21 protein-coding genes are annotated in these 16,602 nt (G+C 45.0%); 13 read left to right on the top strand and 8 right to left on the bottom strand.

The window, feature by feature from the left end; translation table 11 throughout:
* Positions 1–2 precede the first annotated feature (2 nt).
* The gene (locus MKX50_RS25135) at positions 3–776 is read right to left on the bottom strand and encodes a hypothetical protein (RefSeq protein WP_339158075.1); all 774 of its coding nucleotides are present in this window, start codon (positions 774–776) and stop codon (positions 3–5) included.
* A 455-nt stretch (positions 777–1,231) separates the two neighbouring features.
* On the opposite strand from MKX50_RS25135, the gene MKX50_RS25130 reads away from it, so the two are divergent.
* The 10 genes from MKX50_RS25130 to MKX50_RS25085 all read left to right on the top strand — a co-directional run bounded on the left by MKX50_RS25130 (position 1,232) and on the right by MKX50_RS25085 (position 7,741).
* Complete coding sequence (locus MKX50_RS25130) at positions 1,232–1,687, top strand: hypothetical protein (protein WP_339158074.1); 456 nt, start codon at positions 1,232–1,234, stop codon at positions 1,685–1,687.
* A gap of 5 nt (positions 1,688–1,692) precedes the next feature.
* The gene (locus tag MKX50_RS25125) at positions 1,693–1,872 is read left to right on the top strand and encodes a hypothetical protein (protein WP_339158073.1); all 180 of its coding nucleotides are present in this window, start codon (positions 1,693–1,695) and stop codon (positions 1,870–1,872) included.
* A gap of 5 nt (positions 1,873–1,877) precedes the next feature.
* Positions 1,878–2,030 carry a hypothetical protein gene (locus MKX50_RS25120; RefSeq protein ID WP_339158072.1) on the top strand — a complete coding sequence of 51 codons (153 nt, stop codon included), beginning with the start codon at positions 1,878–1,880 and terminating at the stop codon, positions 2,028–2,030.
* Positions 2,031–2,206: 176 nt separating this feature from the next.
* Complete coding sequence (locus MKX50_RS25115) at positions 2,207–2,344, top strand: hypothetical protein (RefSeq protein ID WP_339158071.1); 138 nt, start codon at positions 2,207–2,209, stop codon at positions 2,342–2,344.
* Positions 2,345–2,442: 98 nt separating this feature from the next.
* Positions 2,443–2,955, top strand: a complete 513-nt coding sequence (locus MKX50_RS25110; RefSeq protein WP_339158070.1) for an HGGxSTG domain-containing protein — start codon at positions 2,443–2,445, stop codon at positions 2,953–2,955.
* 185 nt (positions 2,956–3,140) lie between these two features.
* Positions 3,141–3,950, top strand: a complete 810-nt coding sequence (locus MKX50_RS25105; protein ID WP_339158069.1) for a recombinase family protein — start codon at positions 3,141–3,143, stop codon at positions 3,948–3,950.
* A 29-nt stretch (positions 3,951–3,979) separates the two neighbouring features.
* Positions 3,980–4,150 (top strand): IDEAL domain-containing protein, encoded by a 171-nt coding sequence (locus MKX50_RS25100; RefSeq protein ID WP_339158068.1) that lies wholly within the window; start codon positions 3,980–3,982, stop codon positions 4,148–4,150.
* A gap of 398 nt (positions 4,151–4,548) precedes the next feature.
* Complete coding sequence (locus MKX50_RS25095) at positions 4,549–5,700, top strand: hypothetical protein (RefSeq protein ID WP_339158067.1); 1,152 nt, start codon at positions 4,549–4,551, stop codon at positions 5,698–5,700.
* 14 nt (positions 5,701–5,714) lie between these two features.
* Entirely contained in the window at positions 5,715–5,957 is a 243-nt protein-coding gene (locus MKX50_RS25090; RefSeq protein WP_339158066.1) for a hypothetical protein, read from the top strand.
* Positions 5,958–6,184: 227 nt separating this feature from the next.
* Positions 6,185–7,741: a recombinase family protein gene (locus tag MKX50_RS25085; protein ID WP_339158065.1), complete on the top strand. Its 1,557-nt coding sequence runs from the start codon at positions 6,185–6,187 to the stop codon at positions 7,739–7,741.
* Between the two features lie 147 nt (positions 7,742–7,888).
* On the opposite strand, the gene pssA is transcribed toward MKX50_RS25085, so the two are convergent.
* Genes pssA through MKX50_RS25070 form a run of 3 tightly spaced genes read right to left on the bottom strand, consistent with a single transcriptional unit; the run spans position 7,889 to position 10,421 of the window.
* Complete coding sequence (gene pssA / locus MKX50_RS25080; protein ID WP_339160257.1) at positions 7,889–8,572, bottom strand: CDP-diacylglycerol--serine O-phosphatidyltransferase; 684 nt, start codon at positions 8,570–8,572, stop codon at positions 7,889–7,891.
* Between the two features lie 58 nt (positions 8,573–8,630).
* Complete coding sequence (locus MKX50_RS25075; RefSeq protein WP_339158064.1) at positions 8,631–9,710, bottom strand: MBL fold metallo-hydrolase; 1,080 nt, start codon at positions 9,708–9,710, stop codon at positions 8,631–8,633.
* Between the two features lie 15 nt (positions 9,711–9,725).
* Positions 9,726–10,421, bottom strand: coding sequence for an SDR family NAD(P)-dependent oxidoreductase (locus MKX50_RS25070; RefSeq protein WP_213591717.1), 696 nt, complete (start codon positions 10,419–10,421; stop codon positions 9,726–9,728).
* A 117-nt stretch (positions 10,422–10,538) separates the two neighbouring features.
* Here MKX50_RS25070 and MKX50_RS25065 point away from each other — a divergent pair, with 117 nt between their 5' ends.
* From MKX50_RS25065 to MKX50_RS25055, 3 genes are all read left to right on the top strand, one after another.
* Complete coding sequence (locus MKX50_RS25065) at positions 10,539–11,162, top strand: TetR/AcrR family transcriptional regulator (protein ID WP_213591715.1); 624 nt, start codon at positions 10,539–10,541, stop codon at positions 11,160–11,162.
* A complete protein-coding gene (asd, locus tag MKX50_RS25060; RefSeq protein WP_213591714.1) occupies positions 11,162–11,956 on the top strand; it encodes an archaetidylserine decarboxylase in 795 nt (264 codons plus the stop codon). The genes MKX50_RS25065 and asd overlap by 1 nt, the downstream gene beginning before the upstream one ends.
* Before the next feature lie 339 nt (positions 11,957–12,295).
* A complete protein-coding gene (locus MKX50_RS25055; RefSeq protein ID WP_019639448.1) occupies positions 12,296–12,532 on the top strand; it encodes a hypothetical protein in 237 nt (78 codons plus the stop codon).
* A 373-nt stretch (positions 12,533–12,905) separates the two neighbouring features.
* On the opposite strand, the gene MKX50_RS25050 is transcribed toward MKX50_RS25055, so the two are convergent.
* The 4 genes from MKX50_RS25050 to MKX50_RS25035 form a co-directional block, all read right to left on the bottom strand.
* Positions 12,906–13,817, bottom strand: a complete 912-nt coding sequence (locus tag MKX50_RS25050; RefSeq protein ID WP_339158063.1) for a DMT family transporter — start codon at positions 13,815–13,817, stop codon at positions 12,906–12,908.
* A 45-nt stretch (positions 13,818–13,862) separates the two neighbouring features.
* Positions 13,863–14,243, bottom strand: a complete 381-nt coding sequence (locus tag MKX50_RS25045; protein ID WP_339158062.1) for a RidA family protein — start codon at positions 14,241–14,243, stop codon at positions 13,863–13,865.
* Between the two features lie 120 nt (positions 14,244–14,363).
* Positions 14,364–15,362: an alpha/beta hydrolase gene (locus tag MKX50_RS25040; protein WP_339158061.1), complete on the bottom strand. Its 999-nt coding sequence runs from the start codon at positions 15,360–15,362 to the stop codon at positions 14,364–14,366.
* A gap of 42 nt (positions 15,363–15,404) precedes the next feature.
* Complete coding sequence (locus tag MKX50_RS25035; RefSeq protein ID WP_213591710.1) at positions 15,405–16,301, bottom strand: MBL fold metallo-hydrolase; 897 nt, start codon at positions 16,299–16,301, stop codon at positions 15,405–15,407.
* Positions 16,302–16,602 lie beyond the last annotated feature (301 nt).

Here is a 16,602-nt window from a genome sequence, read left to right as displayed (position 1 = left end):
TATTAATTTATTAGATCTTCAACTTCATCGGTTCCAATATCAAAATGTGTTTTCAACTCTTTTTTTATTTGGCTTTCGCTTCCTTTGGAAAGAAGCCGATTCCATTCTCGTATTGTTTTACCGTGGAGCTTAAAATTGTATACACTTGATTTAAAAGTTTCAATTTCTGTATGAATTATCCGATCCATTTTAGCGAAGTTTGTATCCAGTCTATAAGGAAAACGGTATATCAATTCTCTTAGCTTTGCTTGATATTCTGCCGTCGGGAGGTAATCCTTTCCGTTAGGTCCCCAACTAGCAACAAGTTGTTGTGCTTCAAGAAACTGTTCTGGGGTCCCTTGGAACTTGTATCCGTTGGTATTGGTTTGTTGAAGATTTACAGTTCTAGCAGTTGTGTCTTCTGGTTCCAGCACCAAGTAATCTGGTGGATTGTGATAGTGACTATCTCTTGCTTTTGCTACTGAACCTCCCGATACTACAACCAAACCAATGATTTTTGGTTTACCAAAGATCAAATATTCGGGCAACCACGCCAACATAGCTACGTATGTTTGGTCATCTAAGAAATGATTTTGGCTGTCTTTGAAGCGGGCCGTGATTTCAGTAGCAAGAGGAAACCAAGCCTTTATTTCAAAACCAGGGGTAGGAGTAATATTACCTTCAAAAATTGTGTCAGGAAAGCCGGGGTCTTGCCTCTTCCACTTTCCTAATTCAGAAAATATCTCCTGCTCATTGAGATAGTCACAAGTGTTAAATTCAATGAGGTTTCCTACCAATGGAGAAAGTTTTGAAATTACTTTTGCTAAGTTTACTGCTGCCTCAGGAGATACTGGCTTTGCAACATCAATTACATCAAAGGTATGTCCAATAAGTCCTTTAAGGTGTCTGTTTCCTAGGTCGATAATGTCCTTTGTGTTTATGGCGTCTCCCTCCTCGGAATGTAATGTGACTACTGATAGATTACCATGAAATTACTTCCTTTGATACAGTACCTCTTACTGAATGGAGAACGATTCGACAACGTGGACAGTAAAAAGAAGTAGTAATCCCTCCTATTGCAGGGTTTACTTTTAATAAAGTAGGTCGTAAACTGTAAACAGTAAGTAGTACCTAAGACACTTATCAACTTTGAAAATATAAACTTGAACACACTTAGAAGGCTTATTCCACTTGTTACAGATGGAGTGAGCCTTTTTTGCATGCAGAAAATCATTTAGGAGGATGAACGTCAATGGCAAAAAGTGTACAGGCAGTAGAGGAAAAGATGGGTTTACTTGCTCAGGAGCAAGCAGAGTATGAAGCATTGGTGGAGGAAATACGTGACCACTTTCAGCAGGCAAGGAAATTAAGAGAGCAAGCAGGGGAATTATCGGGAACCGATCCACAAGCAGCGACAAAGGTTCGGCAGCTATTAGATCAAGCGGAATATTTTGAAACGCTGGGCGACCGAAAGGACGGATATGAAAGGCTGGAAATACATCGTCGTATTAATGAGTTAGAGCGTGAGGTATCTAGCTTGAAGGAGTTTTTACAGTTTAACGAACGTGTGTTAGCTCGCCAGCGGCAGGCACTGGAGGACGCAAAGGAAGAAGCGGTGGCAATGGTTCAACGGGCGGAAGAGCGAATACAGGAGACAGAACGGACTCTTGATTACCAGATGGCGAGACTTAAGGAACTAGAGGGGTAAAGCAGATGAGTCGGAAGCTTACACCTAGTGAACTTAAACTAGCCAAGCAACTTAGGAAGAAACACGGTAACGGGAAACGCTTGTATCTCAATGGATATGAAATTCCCAAGGGACAGACAGAGGATGGGTTTGTAATTGAGATAGTGGATGAAGATGACGGGATAATTGAAATACTGGAGGACTAGAGCATATGGTGAAATTAAGCCCCGAAGCACTAGAAGCACGCCGCAAGCACGAACGAGAGTACAAAAGGAAGTGGCGGCAGAAGCTAGAGAACAAACAGAAGGAAAAGGAATATATGCAGAGGTATTGGGAACGTAAGGCAAAAGAAGTAATGCAGTAATACGAGCACCAACGAGAAGGGGGCAAGTATACGTTGCAGGAAACTTATACCGTAATTTACTAGCCCCCCCGAAATAGAAAACACATACAAACCAAATTTGACGGTTACAGAAGGGAGTAACAAAAATGAACGAAGAAATAACAGAGCATGAAAGGTTCCTAATGGAGGAACTAAGCATGGCCAACGATACGATTCTACGAAATGCTTATCTGTTAGAGGGCTTTATAGATTTTCTTTGCGAAACAGACCTACTGGCAGCATTCAAGGAGTTTCAGCACCAAAAGGCAAGAAAGAAACAGAAGGAAGCAAATTGACCCATTAGGCATTAGGTACAGATAAAGTGCTGGGGCGGTTAGTCCTCCCCCCGGTCGGGGAAACGATACCCCATGAAATGAGGTTAGGCGGTGAAAGGATGGAGAAAAAGCTGTGTGGGGCAAAGACGAGAAGCGGCGAGCCTTGTAAAAGAGCCGCCTTAGCAAACGGGCGCTGTAGGCTTCACGGGGGAAAGTCTACTGGACCGAAGGATAGGGCAAAACATAAAGGGAGCCTAAAAGGTAATAAGAACGCATTGAAACATGGACTATATGAAGCGATCTGGGTCGATACGCTGACGGATGAAGAACGGGAACTGTATTCCCTAGTATCAACAGACCCAGCGTCGCAAGTTGAAAATAGGTTCAAACTATGTGAAATACGCATACGGCGCATGATGGAACGTATTAAACAGGAGCAACAGAAGGAAAAGCCGAACCCTGCCACCATACGTGCCATTGAGGAATCGATAACGAGGGTTGAAATGAACATGGTAAACTTGATTAGGGAGAGCAGTAGGCTTTTAGAAATGCAGGGGAATAAAAGCGATGGCTCTTTAGATCGATTGGCTGAAATACTTGATCGGGCAAGGAAGGAATACAAACGCAGCTAGCTGAGGGGGCAAACAGGCGAGGAGGCTTGTTCGTTCCCTTTTTTATGATTGAAGCAGTAGGATGGCAAAACTCAAAATAAATTTGTTTTACCACTATCACGGTAAAAGAACGGCAGGAAGGATAAAAGGAATTGTAATTTCCTTAATCTAGGTCGTATAGTGTTTACAAAAAAGGAGGACTGGACGTGGGTAACGTGAAAATGAAGAAAGTGGTTGGCTACGCTCGAATTTCATCAGATAGTCAGATAGAGAATACTTCGATAGCGGAGCAAGTGAAAAAGATTGAAGCGTACTGTATCAGTCAAGGCTGGGAATTGGCAGGAATGTTTAAAGACGAAGGAGAAAGTGGAAGTACGACTGAACGTGAAGGATACAGAGACATGATGCAGTATGTTCAGCAGGCTGAAAACGAAGTGACAGGAATCGTCGTAGTGAAGGCAGACCGTATCCACAGAAGGTTGAGAAATTTGATATTATTGATAGAGGATGAACTTGAACCAAAAGGGATAGCATTCATTAGCGTGTCAGAAAATTTCGATACATCCACACCGTCAGGAATGATGTTTCTGCAAATGATAGGCTCTTTTTCAGAGTTTGAACGGAAGACCATTAACGAACGGACAAAAGGCGGACGGATTGCCACTGCCAAGGGAAATAAATATGCTGGCGGTGCACCTGCCTATGGGTATCAGGTACAAAATGGTATGATAATCATAAACGAACAACAAGCACAAACGGTAAAGAACATATTTCAACTCTATGTAGAGGGGAATAATCCATACAAAATCGCTTGCAAATTGAACCGAGCAGGCATCCGCACCAAAACAGGGAAAGACTGGACTGTTGTACAGGTGCAAAACATTCTGAACAATGAGACGTATACAGGCTTCAATACCTACAACGGGCAAAAAGAACGGAACGGCATCAGACAGAAAGATGTTTTCCCTCGTATCATTAGCCGCCAGTTGTGGAACAAGACAAGGCAGGTTAGCTAATCGTCGATTAACAATGGGAGGTTAGACAAATGAGCAAATTTCAAGAAGCAATGATGATGTGTTCAGAGGACTACGACCAGCTAATAGATATGGCCTTAGCGCAAAAGGATAAGGAATGGTTTGAAGAGCTAGTTAAAAAGCAAAAGTGGTTACGTGAGCTGGAAATCCAAGCACGCCGCGAGTTGGGCGTACTCGACTAGCACAGAGGGAACAAGGCAGAGACCAACGAGAAACGGCGAGATGACGTTTTCAGTGGTGTTCACTACAAATGACACCGAGTAGCAGCAAATAGCGAGATCGTGCAAGCTCGTTGGTGATAGTAAACCAAATGACAGACTATTGACTCCTGTCTACCCGGATGTCATAATAATCTCACACAATAGAATATACGGATTCATGTTTAGTAGGATTATCCAAACACACTTAACAACTTTTCAACTTTCAAACACTTGATTTGCCCTCACGGGCGACAAGTGTTTTTTTACGTTTAAAGACCTGAAAACAGGCTAAACCCGATAATTATTAATTAGTCTATTAAGTCTTAAAAAATACAATCACAAGTCTAAAAAAGCGCATGAGCAAGGGAGGGCAGCAAGCGATGAAAGCGAAGGTATCCATCGACAAATTCGTGGTGGAATATACAGGTATTACATTTGGGGCTTATTTTGGTTTGGTGATTCGCGCGGCAAAATGCGGCGAGCTATTTAAACAAACGACGTACTATGGGAAGAGTGGATATAGTCATGAGTTGCATTTGCGCAAGGCAAATGGTGCGTATTTGCATGTGTATTACCGAAACATAAAAGAGCATGAAGGAACTGCATACACGTTGCGGTTAGAAACTCGCCCAGAGTATTACGTTCAATTCAAGGAAGTGCTGGATAGATTGCGTCGCGCAGCTAGTGGCATCTACTATGTGAGCTGTGACATAGCCTATGATGTAAAGACCTCAATGGATAATGTGATTGTCTTTCCTAAGGATGGGCGGCGAAAGATGAGACATTACAAGGGTACACGTTACTTTGGGGAGAAGCACCAACGTAAAACGAATGGCTACTGTCGAAATTACAATAAGAGATTGGAGTTACTAGAGAATCGGAACGTTGTGATTGACCATGAATTAACCCGAATTGAGATTGTAGATAAGCCAGAAAAGAGAATACCACTAGCAGAGTTACTACATCATCCACCAGAACAGAACAAGCACTATTTTGCAGCGGTAGTTACTGATTGGGATATCATTCCAAAGAAGCGAGCAGAACAAGCGCGTCAATTAAGAGATGGAGTAGAGATAGAAAAGAAGAAAGACTGGTACACAAGGAAAGTGGTAAAAGAAACCCTTGCTCCCTCGTATCAAGTGGATTTCAACGAGTTAGCAAGGGAAGCATGGGAGCCGCTATTAGAAGAACTGTGTGGGGTATTGCTTGGGCAGCAGAAACCACAAGTTCAAGAGCGACAGTTACAAATGGCAGTAACGAATACAGTATACGATGAACCCAAGGAAGAAAACGACATTAAAAACGAATGTTGTGCAGACTTTGGAAAATATCGTATACTTCGCAACAATACAGGAGTACGCAAGCGACTAAACCAGCAGAGAATGACTGGTGTATTTGAGTTGAGAAAAATGATTGGTGCTCTTTGGAATAGGCCTTCTTCAAGAGCCCAGCAAAAAAATTCAACTTTTTTTGTTTTCCCCTTAAAAAAATCGCCTCCTTTGATATATGTCTATTGCAAGCAGATATCATGAAGGAGGAAAAGGATATGAAAAACAATCAAATCGAAGCACACTATGAAAGGGAGGAACAAGACCTAAAGCTAGGAATTCAGGAGCTAGACGCTGCAATTGGGCATTTGGTTAGATTCAATTTTAAAATTGCCGACAAAAGTCATCTAAAGTTCGAAGGTTTAATGGAAATTGTAGATGCGTTAAGCGATCATAAGGAAAAAGTTGAGCAGGAGCTGTACATTGTTAGACACAACATTCTTGATCTTCATATGAGGTAGTCTATGCCGAGGGGAGCTGAGAGGTGGCATCATGATTAAAGTTGATACTCAAGTAATCCAGCCATCAGCAGAGAACGTCAAGAGAACCGAAGTCGTTAGAGTTCTCGCTGAATTAATCAGAAAGTATGGTCATCAGAAATCAAAATAAAAAGTTATTCAAAATGGGTAGGCGCATGATTATTAGCGCTTACCTATTTTCTCATAAAAGAAATGCTGAGGTGTAAAATATGGGAGAAGACAAGGTGGCCATTTATATTAGAGTCAGTACTGAGGAACAGAAAAACGCAGGCTGCTCACTAGAAGCACAAGAAGAGGAACTTCGTCGGTATGTTGCATCAATCGGACTTACCGTTTTCGATGTTTATTGCGATGGTGGATATTCGGGTAAAGACTTTAACCGCCCTGATGTCCAGCGTCTTTTTTCTGACATGGCACAGAACAAGTTTCAAGCAATCGTTGTATGGCGGCTCGATAGGCTTTCAAGAAGTAATCAGGACATATTAAACCTGATAGGTAATGAGTTACAGCCAAGGGATATGCGGCTGTTAGTTAGTACGTGTGGTATTGACTCTTCAACCACAGAAGGAAAAATGTTTATCAGTTTGCAGGGAACATTTGCCGAGTATGAGCGAAATGTAACAATCAACAGAGTGAAGTCAGGAATGAAAAAAAGAGCCAGTAACGGTGAATTTAACGGTGGTACGTTATTGGGCTACGATATAGTGAACAAACAATTGGTTGTTAATGAGCAGGAAAGCGAGATAGTGAAAAGGATATTTGAGATGCGCGCTGAAGGCATGGGCTATAAAACCATTGTGAACAGGCTTAATTCCTATGGTTATAAAACCAAGAGAGGAAACAACTTTGGTATTTGTGCGGTTAGATTGATCTTACACAATAAAGATTACACGGGAGTGAACACTTGGGGGAAAAAGGAGGATTGGAACCTCAAACGAAGAAAAGGAACACTTGAAGAAGTACCTGAAAGAAACGGAAAACATACGCCTATTATTTCAATAGAATTATGGGAGAAAGTCCAAGCAATTAATGACCTGCACAAGAATTCATTTACAGCAATCAAGTCTCATAGTGGGAATTACTTTTTGGCTGGTGTTGTTAGATGTCCGAAATGTGGGGCTGGTATGGTAATGCACAAGAATAAGATTCGAGGGACTAACGATTACCGTAGATACTACATGTGCCAGGCATACCACCAAAAAGGTAAGTCAGAATGTTCCTCAAATTTAATTAGGGCTGACTGGATTGAACAGGAGGTTTTGCATGTTTTAAGGGAATCTGTAAACAGTATGGATTTGGTGGATGAAGTACTGAATAAGATAGAAGAAGATGTTTCACAGGACAAGCAGCCATTAGAACTACGTTATAATGAATTGAAGTTACAGGTGGAAAAACATACGAAAAGAATTGATTCGTTAGACGAAAGTTATTTAAACGGAGAGATAAGCTCCGATGACTATAATCGGCTCATAACCAAGGCACAAAGTCAACTAGCCGAAGCAAATGAACTTCTAGCAAAGACCGAACGTAAATTAGCCAGATTGGATTATGGGAGCCAGATCAATTCACAAATGATTGTCGATACACTCAAAGACTTCGACTCATTATTTGAGGCAGCGGACGATCAAGAAAAGAAAGTACTGATTCGCTCTGTAATTAAGTCCGTCCATGTTTCAACAGACAGAAAGAAGCTGGAGAGAATATCCCTTTGGATTGGTGATGATTTAAGTTTACCAGCAAGTTGTGAGCGCAGAACCGTATCATAAGTGAAGCGAATTCTCTTCTTCCATCACCACACACCGAAGATCATCAGAGACGAAGCTGCTGTTTTCCATCGACTAAATGACATACCAGGAAGCACTCCTGCGGAAAACGCACCATAATGTTTAGAAAATGGCCGCAGCGATTGTTTGTTATTCGCCCTGTTCCTTATTATTGGAAACCAGGCGTACCCAGTAAATCATACTGCCATACGCTGCATACATAAAAAGTGGGGCAAACAAGAGTTCATATAATTGCTTCTCGAATAAAAATGCTCCCCCCGCCAGTATCAACATGAGAGTTAGAACAAACCAAATCGTTCTGCGGGAGGGACTAAAATTTGTAACGCTTGGGTAACGAATCGAACTGACCATAAGCAATGCCAGCAGAAGTGAGACGGCGAATAGTACAATGACGGGAACATCATTTTTGAAAAAAGACAGCAAAGCCAGCATCCCGCCCGCAGCGGGAATCGGCAGCCCGACAAAGTATCGCTTCATTCCGTTCTGAACATTGAATCTTGCCAAGCGCAAAGCGCCACAAACCGGAAATAGGATTGTGATCCCCCAGCCCAACGCTGGACTTAGCTCATGGAATACTGCCTCATATAGAATATATGCTGGTGCCGCACCGAACGTAATGATGTCTGATAACGAGTCCAAAACCTTCCCAAACTCGCTTTGCGCATGCAATTTACGGGCTGCCCATCCATCTGCGCCATCTAGTATGATTGCAACAAAAACGAGAAGCGTAGCCATACCCGCATTGTTGTTAAATGCAAGTATGATCGAAATTAAGCCTAAGCTCAGATTACCAAGAGTAAGAAAGCTCGGTATGAAATTTAAAATAAGTCATTCACCTCTCTCCAATCCGGTATTAGCCGGAATACGTTATTCATTTACTCCACCATTCGTGAATGGGATAGTGGTCTCCACCTAGCGATACAGATTCGCCCATACGAGGAATGGCAATTTTGATCGATCGTTGTTTAGCCGCAATCAAGACACGATGGATGGGGTCGAGCCACCCGTGAGGCGCTAATTGAAAAGCAGCCCAATGAATCGGGATCATGAATTCGCCTCTTAAGTCTATATGGGCTTGCGCCGCTTCTTCCGGAAACATATGAAGGTCCGGCCAACGTTCGTCATATTGCTCGCACTCCACTAGCGTAAGTTGAAAGGGTCCATACTTTTCCCCGATTTGACGAAAGTGAGGGCCATATCCGCTGTCTCCGCTAAAAAACACGCTTCCTGATAAGCCGATGATTGACCATGAACACCACAAAGTTTGATTTTTGTACAAGAAGCTTCGCCCAGACACGTGACGCGCAGGCGTGCAGACGATCTTCAATCCTTCCCACTCTAGTTCCTCCCACCAGTCCAACTGGGTGATCTTGGAGTCAGGGACACCCCAGCGGTCAAGATGGCATGCGACTCCCAGCGGAACAAAAAAATGACCGACCTTATCTTTAAGGTGTTTGATTGAATAATAATCCAGGTGATCATAGTGATCATGGGAAAGAAATACCGCATCAATGGCAGGCATATGTTTGACATCAATCGGCAGGTTATCGTTAAATCGCTTGCTTCCCAGCTTCGGAAAAGGAAATGGAGACCGCCCAAACATCGGGTCGAATAGCAATCGTTGGCCGTCTAGATCAACTAGTGCGCTTGAATGACCGAACCAGATCGCCTGGTTGAGATCAGACGATGGTTTCGTTTTCTCGATATCGGTCAATACAAGGTCAATTGGCGAGGAAGGCCTGCCATGGGCAGGCTTCCCGCGAGCAAAGTCCCAAAGAACAGATAATTGGTTGCGCAAAGACATTCTAGTTATTGTAGGGATAGCATTCACGAACTTGTTATTTTTGTAATTAACGGAATTGTTTATGCGTGTTTTCGTTCTTCTGTCTGGCATTCTTCCGAACGCCGGGTTAAAGAGCATCAGGAGCATTGCCGCGATAAAGCTACTCACAACATAGTCCCCTCCTTACCAAGGAACGACTCCATTCCGATCCATAAAAGTACCCGTAGGTCCATTGCCGTCAAGAGTCGCAAGCTTCACAATCACATCTGTACCCTCACTGACGGTTTGGAAGCCGCGATGCCCATTGAGGTCGGTTGCTGTCGGCCCGGGATCCGCGGCATTTATACGGAATTCGGGCAAGGCTTTGGCATATTGCACAGTCAGCATTGTTACTGCGGCTTTGGATGACGAGTAAATCAAATCGTTTACTTGCGATTCAACCTTTTCAGGATTCGTCACGCGGGTAAAGGAACCTAACCCACTGCTGACATTGACGATAACAGGCGTTGCCGATTTGTGCAGAAGAGGAAGAAAGGCTTGTGTCACACGAACAATACCGAAGACATTGGTGTCATAAACGGTGCGGAAGTCTTCTGCAGCCACATCATTAGCGCCCAGAAGTCCGCTTGTTATTCCCGCATTATTGATAAGTACATCCAAAAGCCCTTCATTTTGATTAATCTCGGCAGCTGCTTCGTGTATAGATGCAAGATCGGTCACATCAAGCCGTATAAACTTTGCGCCAAGCTTATCAGCCGAGTCTTTCCCACGTTCTATATCGCGAGCACCAATGTACACATTGTGACCCTGTGCGATCAATCGCCGTGCAGTTTCGAAGCCCAGCCCTTTGTTTCCACCTGTAATTAATGTAACTGTCAATTCAAACAACTCCTCGCCATTAATGTGATATACCTATCACATAATAACACGACCAATGTGATATGTCTATCACATTGGCCTTTGTTGTGATATAATTACGAAAAAAGGGGTGTACACATGCAGAATAACAAACGAAATTATCATCATGGAAACTTAAAAGAAACGCTAATACGAACCTCGATGGAAATGATTTCAGAACATGGGATTCAAGGCTTTTCCGTGGCCAAGGTAGCGAAAAATGCGGGAGTTGCAATTAGCGCTCCTTATCGTCATTTCCCTAATCGAGAAAGCTTGCTTGCGGAAACCGGGATCGTTTTTCTAACGGAACTCACATCGAGAATGAAGTCTGCAGCAACCGAAGCGGGTAATGATCCAATTGAGCGTGTGGCTTCTGTTGCCGGCGCCTATGTGCAGTATGCACTTGAACATAATGTCAGTTTTCAATTATTTTCCGCAGCCAGAGAATCTCAGCTGACCACATTCCATGAACGAAGCCGCGAGATGATCAATTTTCTTTTTACGTTAACGCAGGAAGCTGTTCCTGAAGCAGCATGGGATGAATTGCTCGAGCTTATGGAAGCACTGCTTGCTCTCGTTCAGGGATACGCAGATATGTTCCATCAAGGGCATTTTTCTCAGTTAAATTTGACGAAGAATCAGATAGCTAGACGTTCAGCTATCGCCGCCAAACTGCTTATCAACGGGTGGAATCAATGCAGAAAGGACGTTGAGCAAACGTAATGATGAAATTGCTGATGCGATCCATGACTGAGCTCGGTTCGCGCAAATGGATTTCTCGTCTGACGGGCAGGCTGGCGCAGTCTTCGGTGAGTCAGGTGTTTATACGTTCGTTTGCCCGAATCTACCGAATCCAGGTTCAAGAAGCGGAGAAGCCGATCAGCGAATATCGTTCTCTGAACGAATTTTTTACGCGACGCCTTAAGCCCGGAGCGCGCCTTATCGATAACGATCCCGCTACGCTTGTCTGTCCCGTAGATGCGCTGATTACGGGGGCGGGCCCGGTGAAATCAGGCACGATATTCAACATTAAGGGACAGGACTACGCAATCGAAGAGTTGCTGGGATGTTCTCCCCGGGCAGCTAAATATGCCGAGGGCTTCTATCTCGTTCTTTACTTGAGTCCGACTGATTATCACCGAATTCACGTCCCTGTAGACGGCACGATCGTCGAGCGTGTTCACTTCCAAGGCAAGGTCTACCCGGTGAACGAGTTTGGTCTTCGACATATGAAAATGGTGCTGAGCCGCAATGAGCGGCTGACGACCTATATTCGTTACTCCGACGGCGAGGTCGCGGTCATTAAGGTAGGCGCTATGAACGTCAGTAGTATCAAGTACGTAAATCCGTTGGCTAAGGATGTCAAGAAAGGCCAGGAATTGGCTTATTTCGAATTCGGCTCCACTGTGGTGCTTCTCACAGAGAATCATACGTTTACTCTTCGCAAGGATTTGATTCCGGGCATGAAGGTTCACATGGGCGAGTCGCTTGGCACGTTGCGCCTTCCAATATCATAAAAGGAAGAGGATGATGTGAATATAGCCGAACGGATGTTGGCCATCGCCATAGCGATCCTTACGGACTCGTTTTTTCCCAGGAAGATAATGAGTAGGAACACATCGAAAGGTTTGATGTGGAATGTACTTTGACGACGGATCGCGAACCGAATGATTTGACTTTGAGTGTGGAGTGGCTATAGTTGTGACAGCAGAATTGACGGTTATCCTTATTTTGTTCAGAATGACTACATAGGTTTTGATGTGTAAATGACTTTCTGTTATTGCAACTGGATATAGAGGATGAATGCAGTCACACTCCCAGCAATGGGCAATAAGCAAGTAGAAAGGAGGATCCCTATGGAAGTAACCGCACAGGAAGTGGCTGAATGGATGGTCAAGGAAATCAGGTCTACGGGAACGCTATACCAGACCGATGCGATTGAATATGTGAAGACCCACTTCGGCGAACAATTCATATTTGTGAATGAGAATGGAAATACATCGCTGTCTAAAGAGGTGAAGAAGGCATTCCGCAAACTCCACGGCGGCAGAATTGCTTGGGATCGCGACGGATTCTTTTGGGCTTGGACCTAAGGAGGCATTGGCCGAAGTAGACCGGAGCTGCTGCATGCTTACTATCACATGTTACAACGCTACGTGATCGTGCAGGATCTTGATGGCAACTTAATCAATCTTTTCGCTTAGTAGGGATGCCAACATAAGATTTACTAATTCAGGACACCCAAGCGGATGCCTTGAATATCGCCTTTTGAGTGATATGCTGAGCCTTATCATAAATAAAGGATAAATTTTTTCTCAAGCAGAGGCTGCCAAGGGAGTTATCAATATACTCTCTGAACGCTACCCTAAATTTGCAGTGCTGTCTTTTCCATTATACAAGCCAAAGGGAGCCATGATATAAAGGGCTCCCTTTGGCTTGTCGTAAGTCCATTACTGTGTAGGCTTATTACCTCTCGGTAGCGGATAATTTCAGTTTATCGTCTTGTGTTTTCCTTGTTCTCTGTCCCTGCACAGTGGCTAGAACTACGCCGGAAATGATGAGAACAGATCCTGCCACTTGCGTTAAGGAAATCGGGGTGCCGAGCGTGATATAGCCTAAAATCATGGCGACAAACGGTTGTAAATTCAGAAACAGGGAGGCTTTAGCCGCCCCTACCTTGCGGATCTGCGCATTCCAGATAACCGCGCATAAGCCCTGAATAAGCAGCGCCGATCCGACCAAGAGAACCCACCACCAGAATTGAGGTTGTACCTGTACGCGAGGCTCACTCCAGACCGCCACCGGGTATACCGAGATGCAGCCTAGCACGGTGGTATACACCGTTGCGACAAACGCATCCATACGTTCCGTCAGCTTTTTCATGAGGATCATAGATCCCGACAATGCCAGCATACAGATAAACATGATCCAGACGCCTTCGGTAATGGCTGTGCCCATGCTTCCGCCAGTTCCAACTACTAAGAAGACACCGGCGAGGGCGACAATTGAGCCTGCAGCCATGCGTATCGTTAACGGCTCTTTCAAAAATAAGCGGGCAAACAGCGCCGTAAAAATTGGAGCTAACGATAAGATGAGCGAAGCTGTGGTTGCGTCCGTTGTCCGGAGACCTGTAAAGAAAGAAACTTGGTGAAGCAGCATCCCGATTAGAACGAAGGGGACCAAATAAACAAAGTCGCGGAACGTAATCTTCGCCAAGCCACGAGTTGCAACCAAATAAATAAGCAGGAACGCCGATGAAACCAGAAGCCGGTATGCCGACAGATGCAAGGCGGGGAATGCTTCCAGCAGCAGCGAGCCTAAGACGAAGTTGCTCCCGTAAAGGGCCGCGCAAAACAAGAGAAGCAAATAAGTTCGCAAGCAGATGCGCCTTCTTTCACAGAAATAAAGGATAATGGAGCGGATTTAATTGCGTTTGACTGCGATAAGCTCTATTTCAATCTTGGCGTCTCTTGGAAGTTTAGACACTTCTACGGTTGTTCTGGCAGGGTGATGATCGCTGAAATATTGGCTGTACACTTCATTCATCTGCTGAAAATGCTCTAAATCCGTCATGAAAACTGATGTTTTTACAACGTCTGCTAAAGATAATCCAGCTTCAGCTAAGACTGCTTGCAGGTTCTTTACTATTTGATGGGTTTGGTCAACGATGCCTTCTTTCAGATTTCCTTCGGCATCAATCGGAAGCATGCCCGACGTATAGACGGCATTTCCTAAAGCGATGGCCTGCGAATAAGGGCCGATAGCTGCGGGTGCTTGTGTTGTTGTAATAGCGATAGGGCTCATCGTATTTAATTCCTCTCCGTCTCTTTGATAAATGGGTGAAGAAAAAGGCCCGAGGTGACAGCCCGGGCCTCTCATTAGGCAAGCAATATAATCTTAGAGTCCGACTGTGCAGCGGCAGCTTTACTTCGCCGGCGCGTATGCTTCATCCAAGAAACCGCGAATGGCTTGAAAAGCCTGAAGTCTGTTTTTCTCCAGCAATACCATGTGCGTCCCTTCACCGATTTCCACCCAGCGGCGGTAGGCGGCTCCTGTCAGGAAAGTGAAGAAACTCTGCGCCAATTCAAGAGGGACATCGATATCCCACTCGGCATGGACAAGAAGGACGGGAACCGTGATATCCTTAGGATCATAGAAAGCTTTGCCAACCGTCCAGTATTCGCGGATATCCAGGATAGGGCCGTTGGTCGCCCGGATATGCTCGGGATGACCGGTTAAGCTCCCCGGATCCGAAGCAAGAGTGGCTTCGACCCATTGTTCAAACCAGCCGTCCGGAATCAGATCACCGCGTTTATGTTCTGGCGCCGCGCTGAGCCAGCGTTCCTTCGTGCTGCCGACAGCAACAAGGCGATATGAACCGAGTGGGCCTCCGGTATCGATCGGAACCGGTTTGGAGCTTAGCCATTGCGGTGCAACAAGCGTAAGCTTGTTTACTATCTCGTTGTTTTGGCTGGTATAAGCTCCCGCAACCGTTCCCCCCCAAGACATTCCCAGTATGTTGACCTTCGTTAAATTCCGGCGTTTCAGAACGTAGTCCACGGCTGTACCCAAATCCCGGACCCCTGTCTCCGTGCGGACAAGCGGCGGATTAAGGTCGGCAGGCTGCTCCATCTCAGGCGGTCTTGTCGAGCCGCCGTAGCCGCGAACGTCCACGGCGTATACGTCATAGCCATGGCCGGCAAGGTAGTCCAGAAAAGTGAAGCCGTCCAGCTCCACATCGTACAGACTGCCAATTGAATAGGTAGCGCCATGAACCATCACGATTGTTTTTTCGTTTGAGAAGGTATTCATGGAAGCGGGACGTTTATTTCGTACATAAAGCTCGATTCCGGGCGTATCGCTCGGGATACGCAGGTCTTCGGTCACGATATGGTTATCTTTAAGAAAATCACGGGTTGTCATAAGCTCAGCGCCTTTCGTATTGGATTTTGTTGTCAGGTTGTATTAAATAAAGTTCCACTTATACTTGCCCTCGCTGCGAGTCACGTACCCCGCCGCGCTTCCGGGGAAATGCGTACTGAAATAAATGACTGGGCGATCCGCTATGAGCTCCAGCACACTAAGCCGTGTAATACGCGCTTGATCGGTAAATTCGCAGTACATGGAATTCCATTCCGGATTATAGACCTGAAACGGATGGTGCATCACATCGGCGCCGAATAAAGCTTCTTCCCCGCCAGATTTGAGACGGATGGACATTTGGCCGATGCTGTGGCCGGGTGTCGGAATGAATGTGAATATATCAAGAAATTCTCCGCCCTCAGGGCCAATGGTCTGCGTTAAGCCGGCTTCAACAACAGGCAATACGCTTTCTTCGTAAACGTTAAAATTTGCTTCGTTTGCTTTGTTGTGACTGACCTCGCTGGAGTAATATTGCTGTTCTGCGAGGGGAAATACGTATTTGGCATTGGGGAAGGTCGGTACCCAATTTCCGTCCACAAGCTTTGTATTCCAGCCGACATGGTCCACATGCAGATGCGTCAGCAGAACGTAGTCCACTTCCTCCGGTGTAACCCCTGCCTCCTTCAGCCGCTGAAGATAGGGGAGCTGGAGATTGGCGAGATCGGGATTTAAAGGCAGGTTTTTATCGTTTCCTGTAGCCGTATCGATAAGGATCGTATGCTTCGGAGTTTTCACCACCCACGTTCCAATGCTGACGATAAGCTGAGAATTGCCATCGATCAGGCCGGCCGGAAGAGAGTTCCGATTCTCCTCCAGGAACAGGGGGTTCCACGATCCCGGAAAATATACTTCTGGCGGAATACCGTCCAGCATCATCTCCGTGATACGCGTCACGGTAACATCACCGACTCGATAGACCTTGGGAATTTTAGCAGTCATTCTTTTAACTCCTTTCGTCCTTCTAACTTATCTCTTTGATCCGGATAACAAGGAGGTCATTGAATCATTGTGATTCGTTTCTCATTATCCATGAGAATTTCGCTGCAAATGAAAATGATTCTGTTGAAACGAACGATCGCTAAGAAAGCCGGGTGAGATTCGTTCACCAACCTTGATTAAATGGTAGCCCAATAATGGCGCTAACTCAACGTTTTTACACCGTAATTCCGCTCTAGTGAAAGGGCTTGATATTGCTCATGTTTACGCCTATTATAAATATATAAATTTCGCCGATAGCGAA

Origin of the sequence: Paenibacillus sp. FSL W8-0186 (assembly GCF_037969765.1) — a bacterium.
In the GTDB taxonomy this organism is placed as follows: Bacteria; Bacillota; Bacilli; order Paenibacillales; family Paenibacillaceae; genus Fontibacillus; species Fontibacillus woosongensis.
This window is presented reverse-complemented; position numbering and strand designations above follow the sequence as displayed.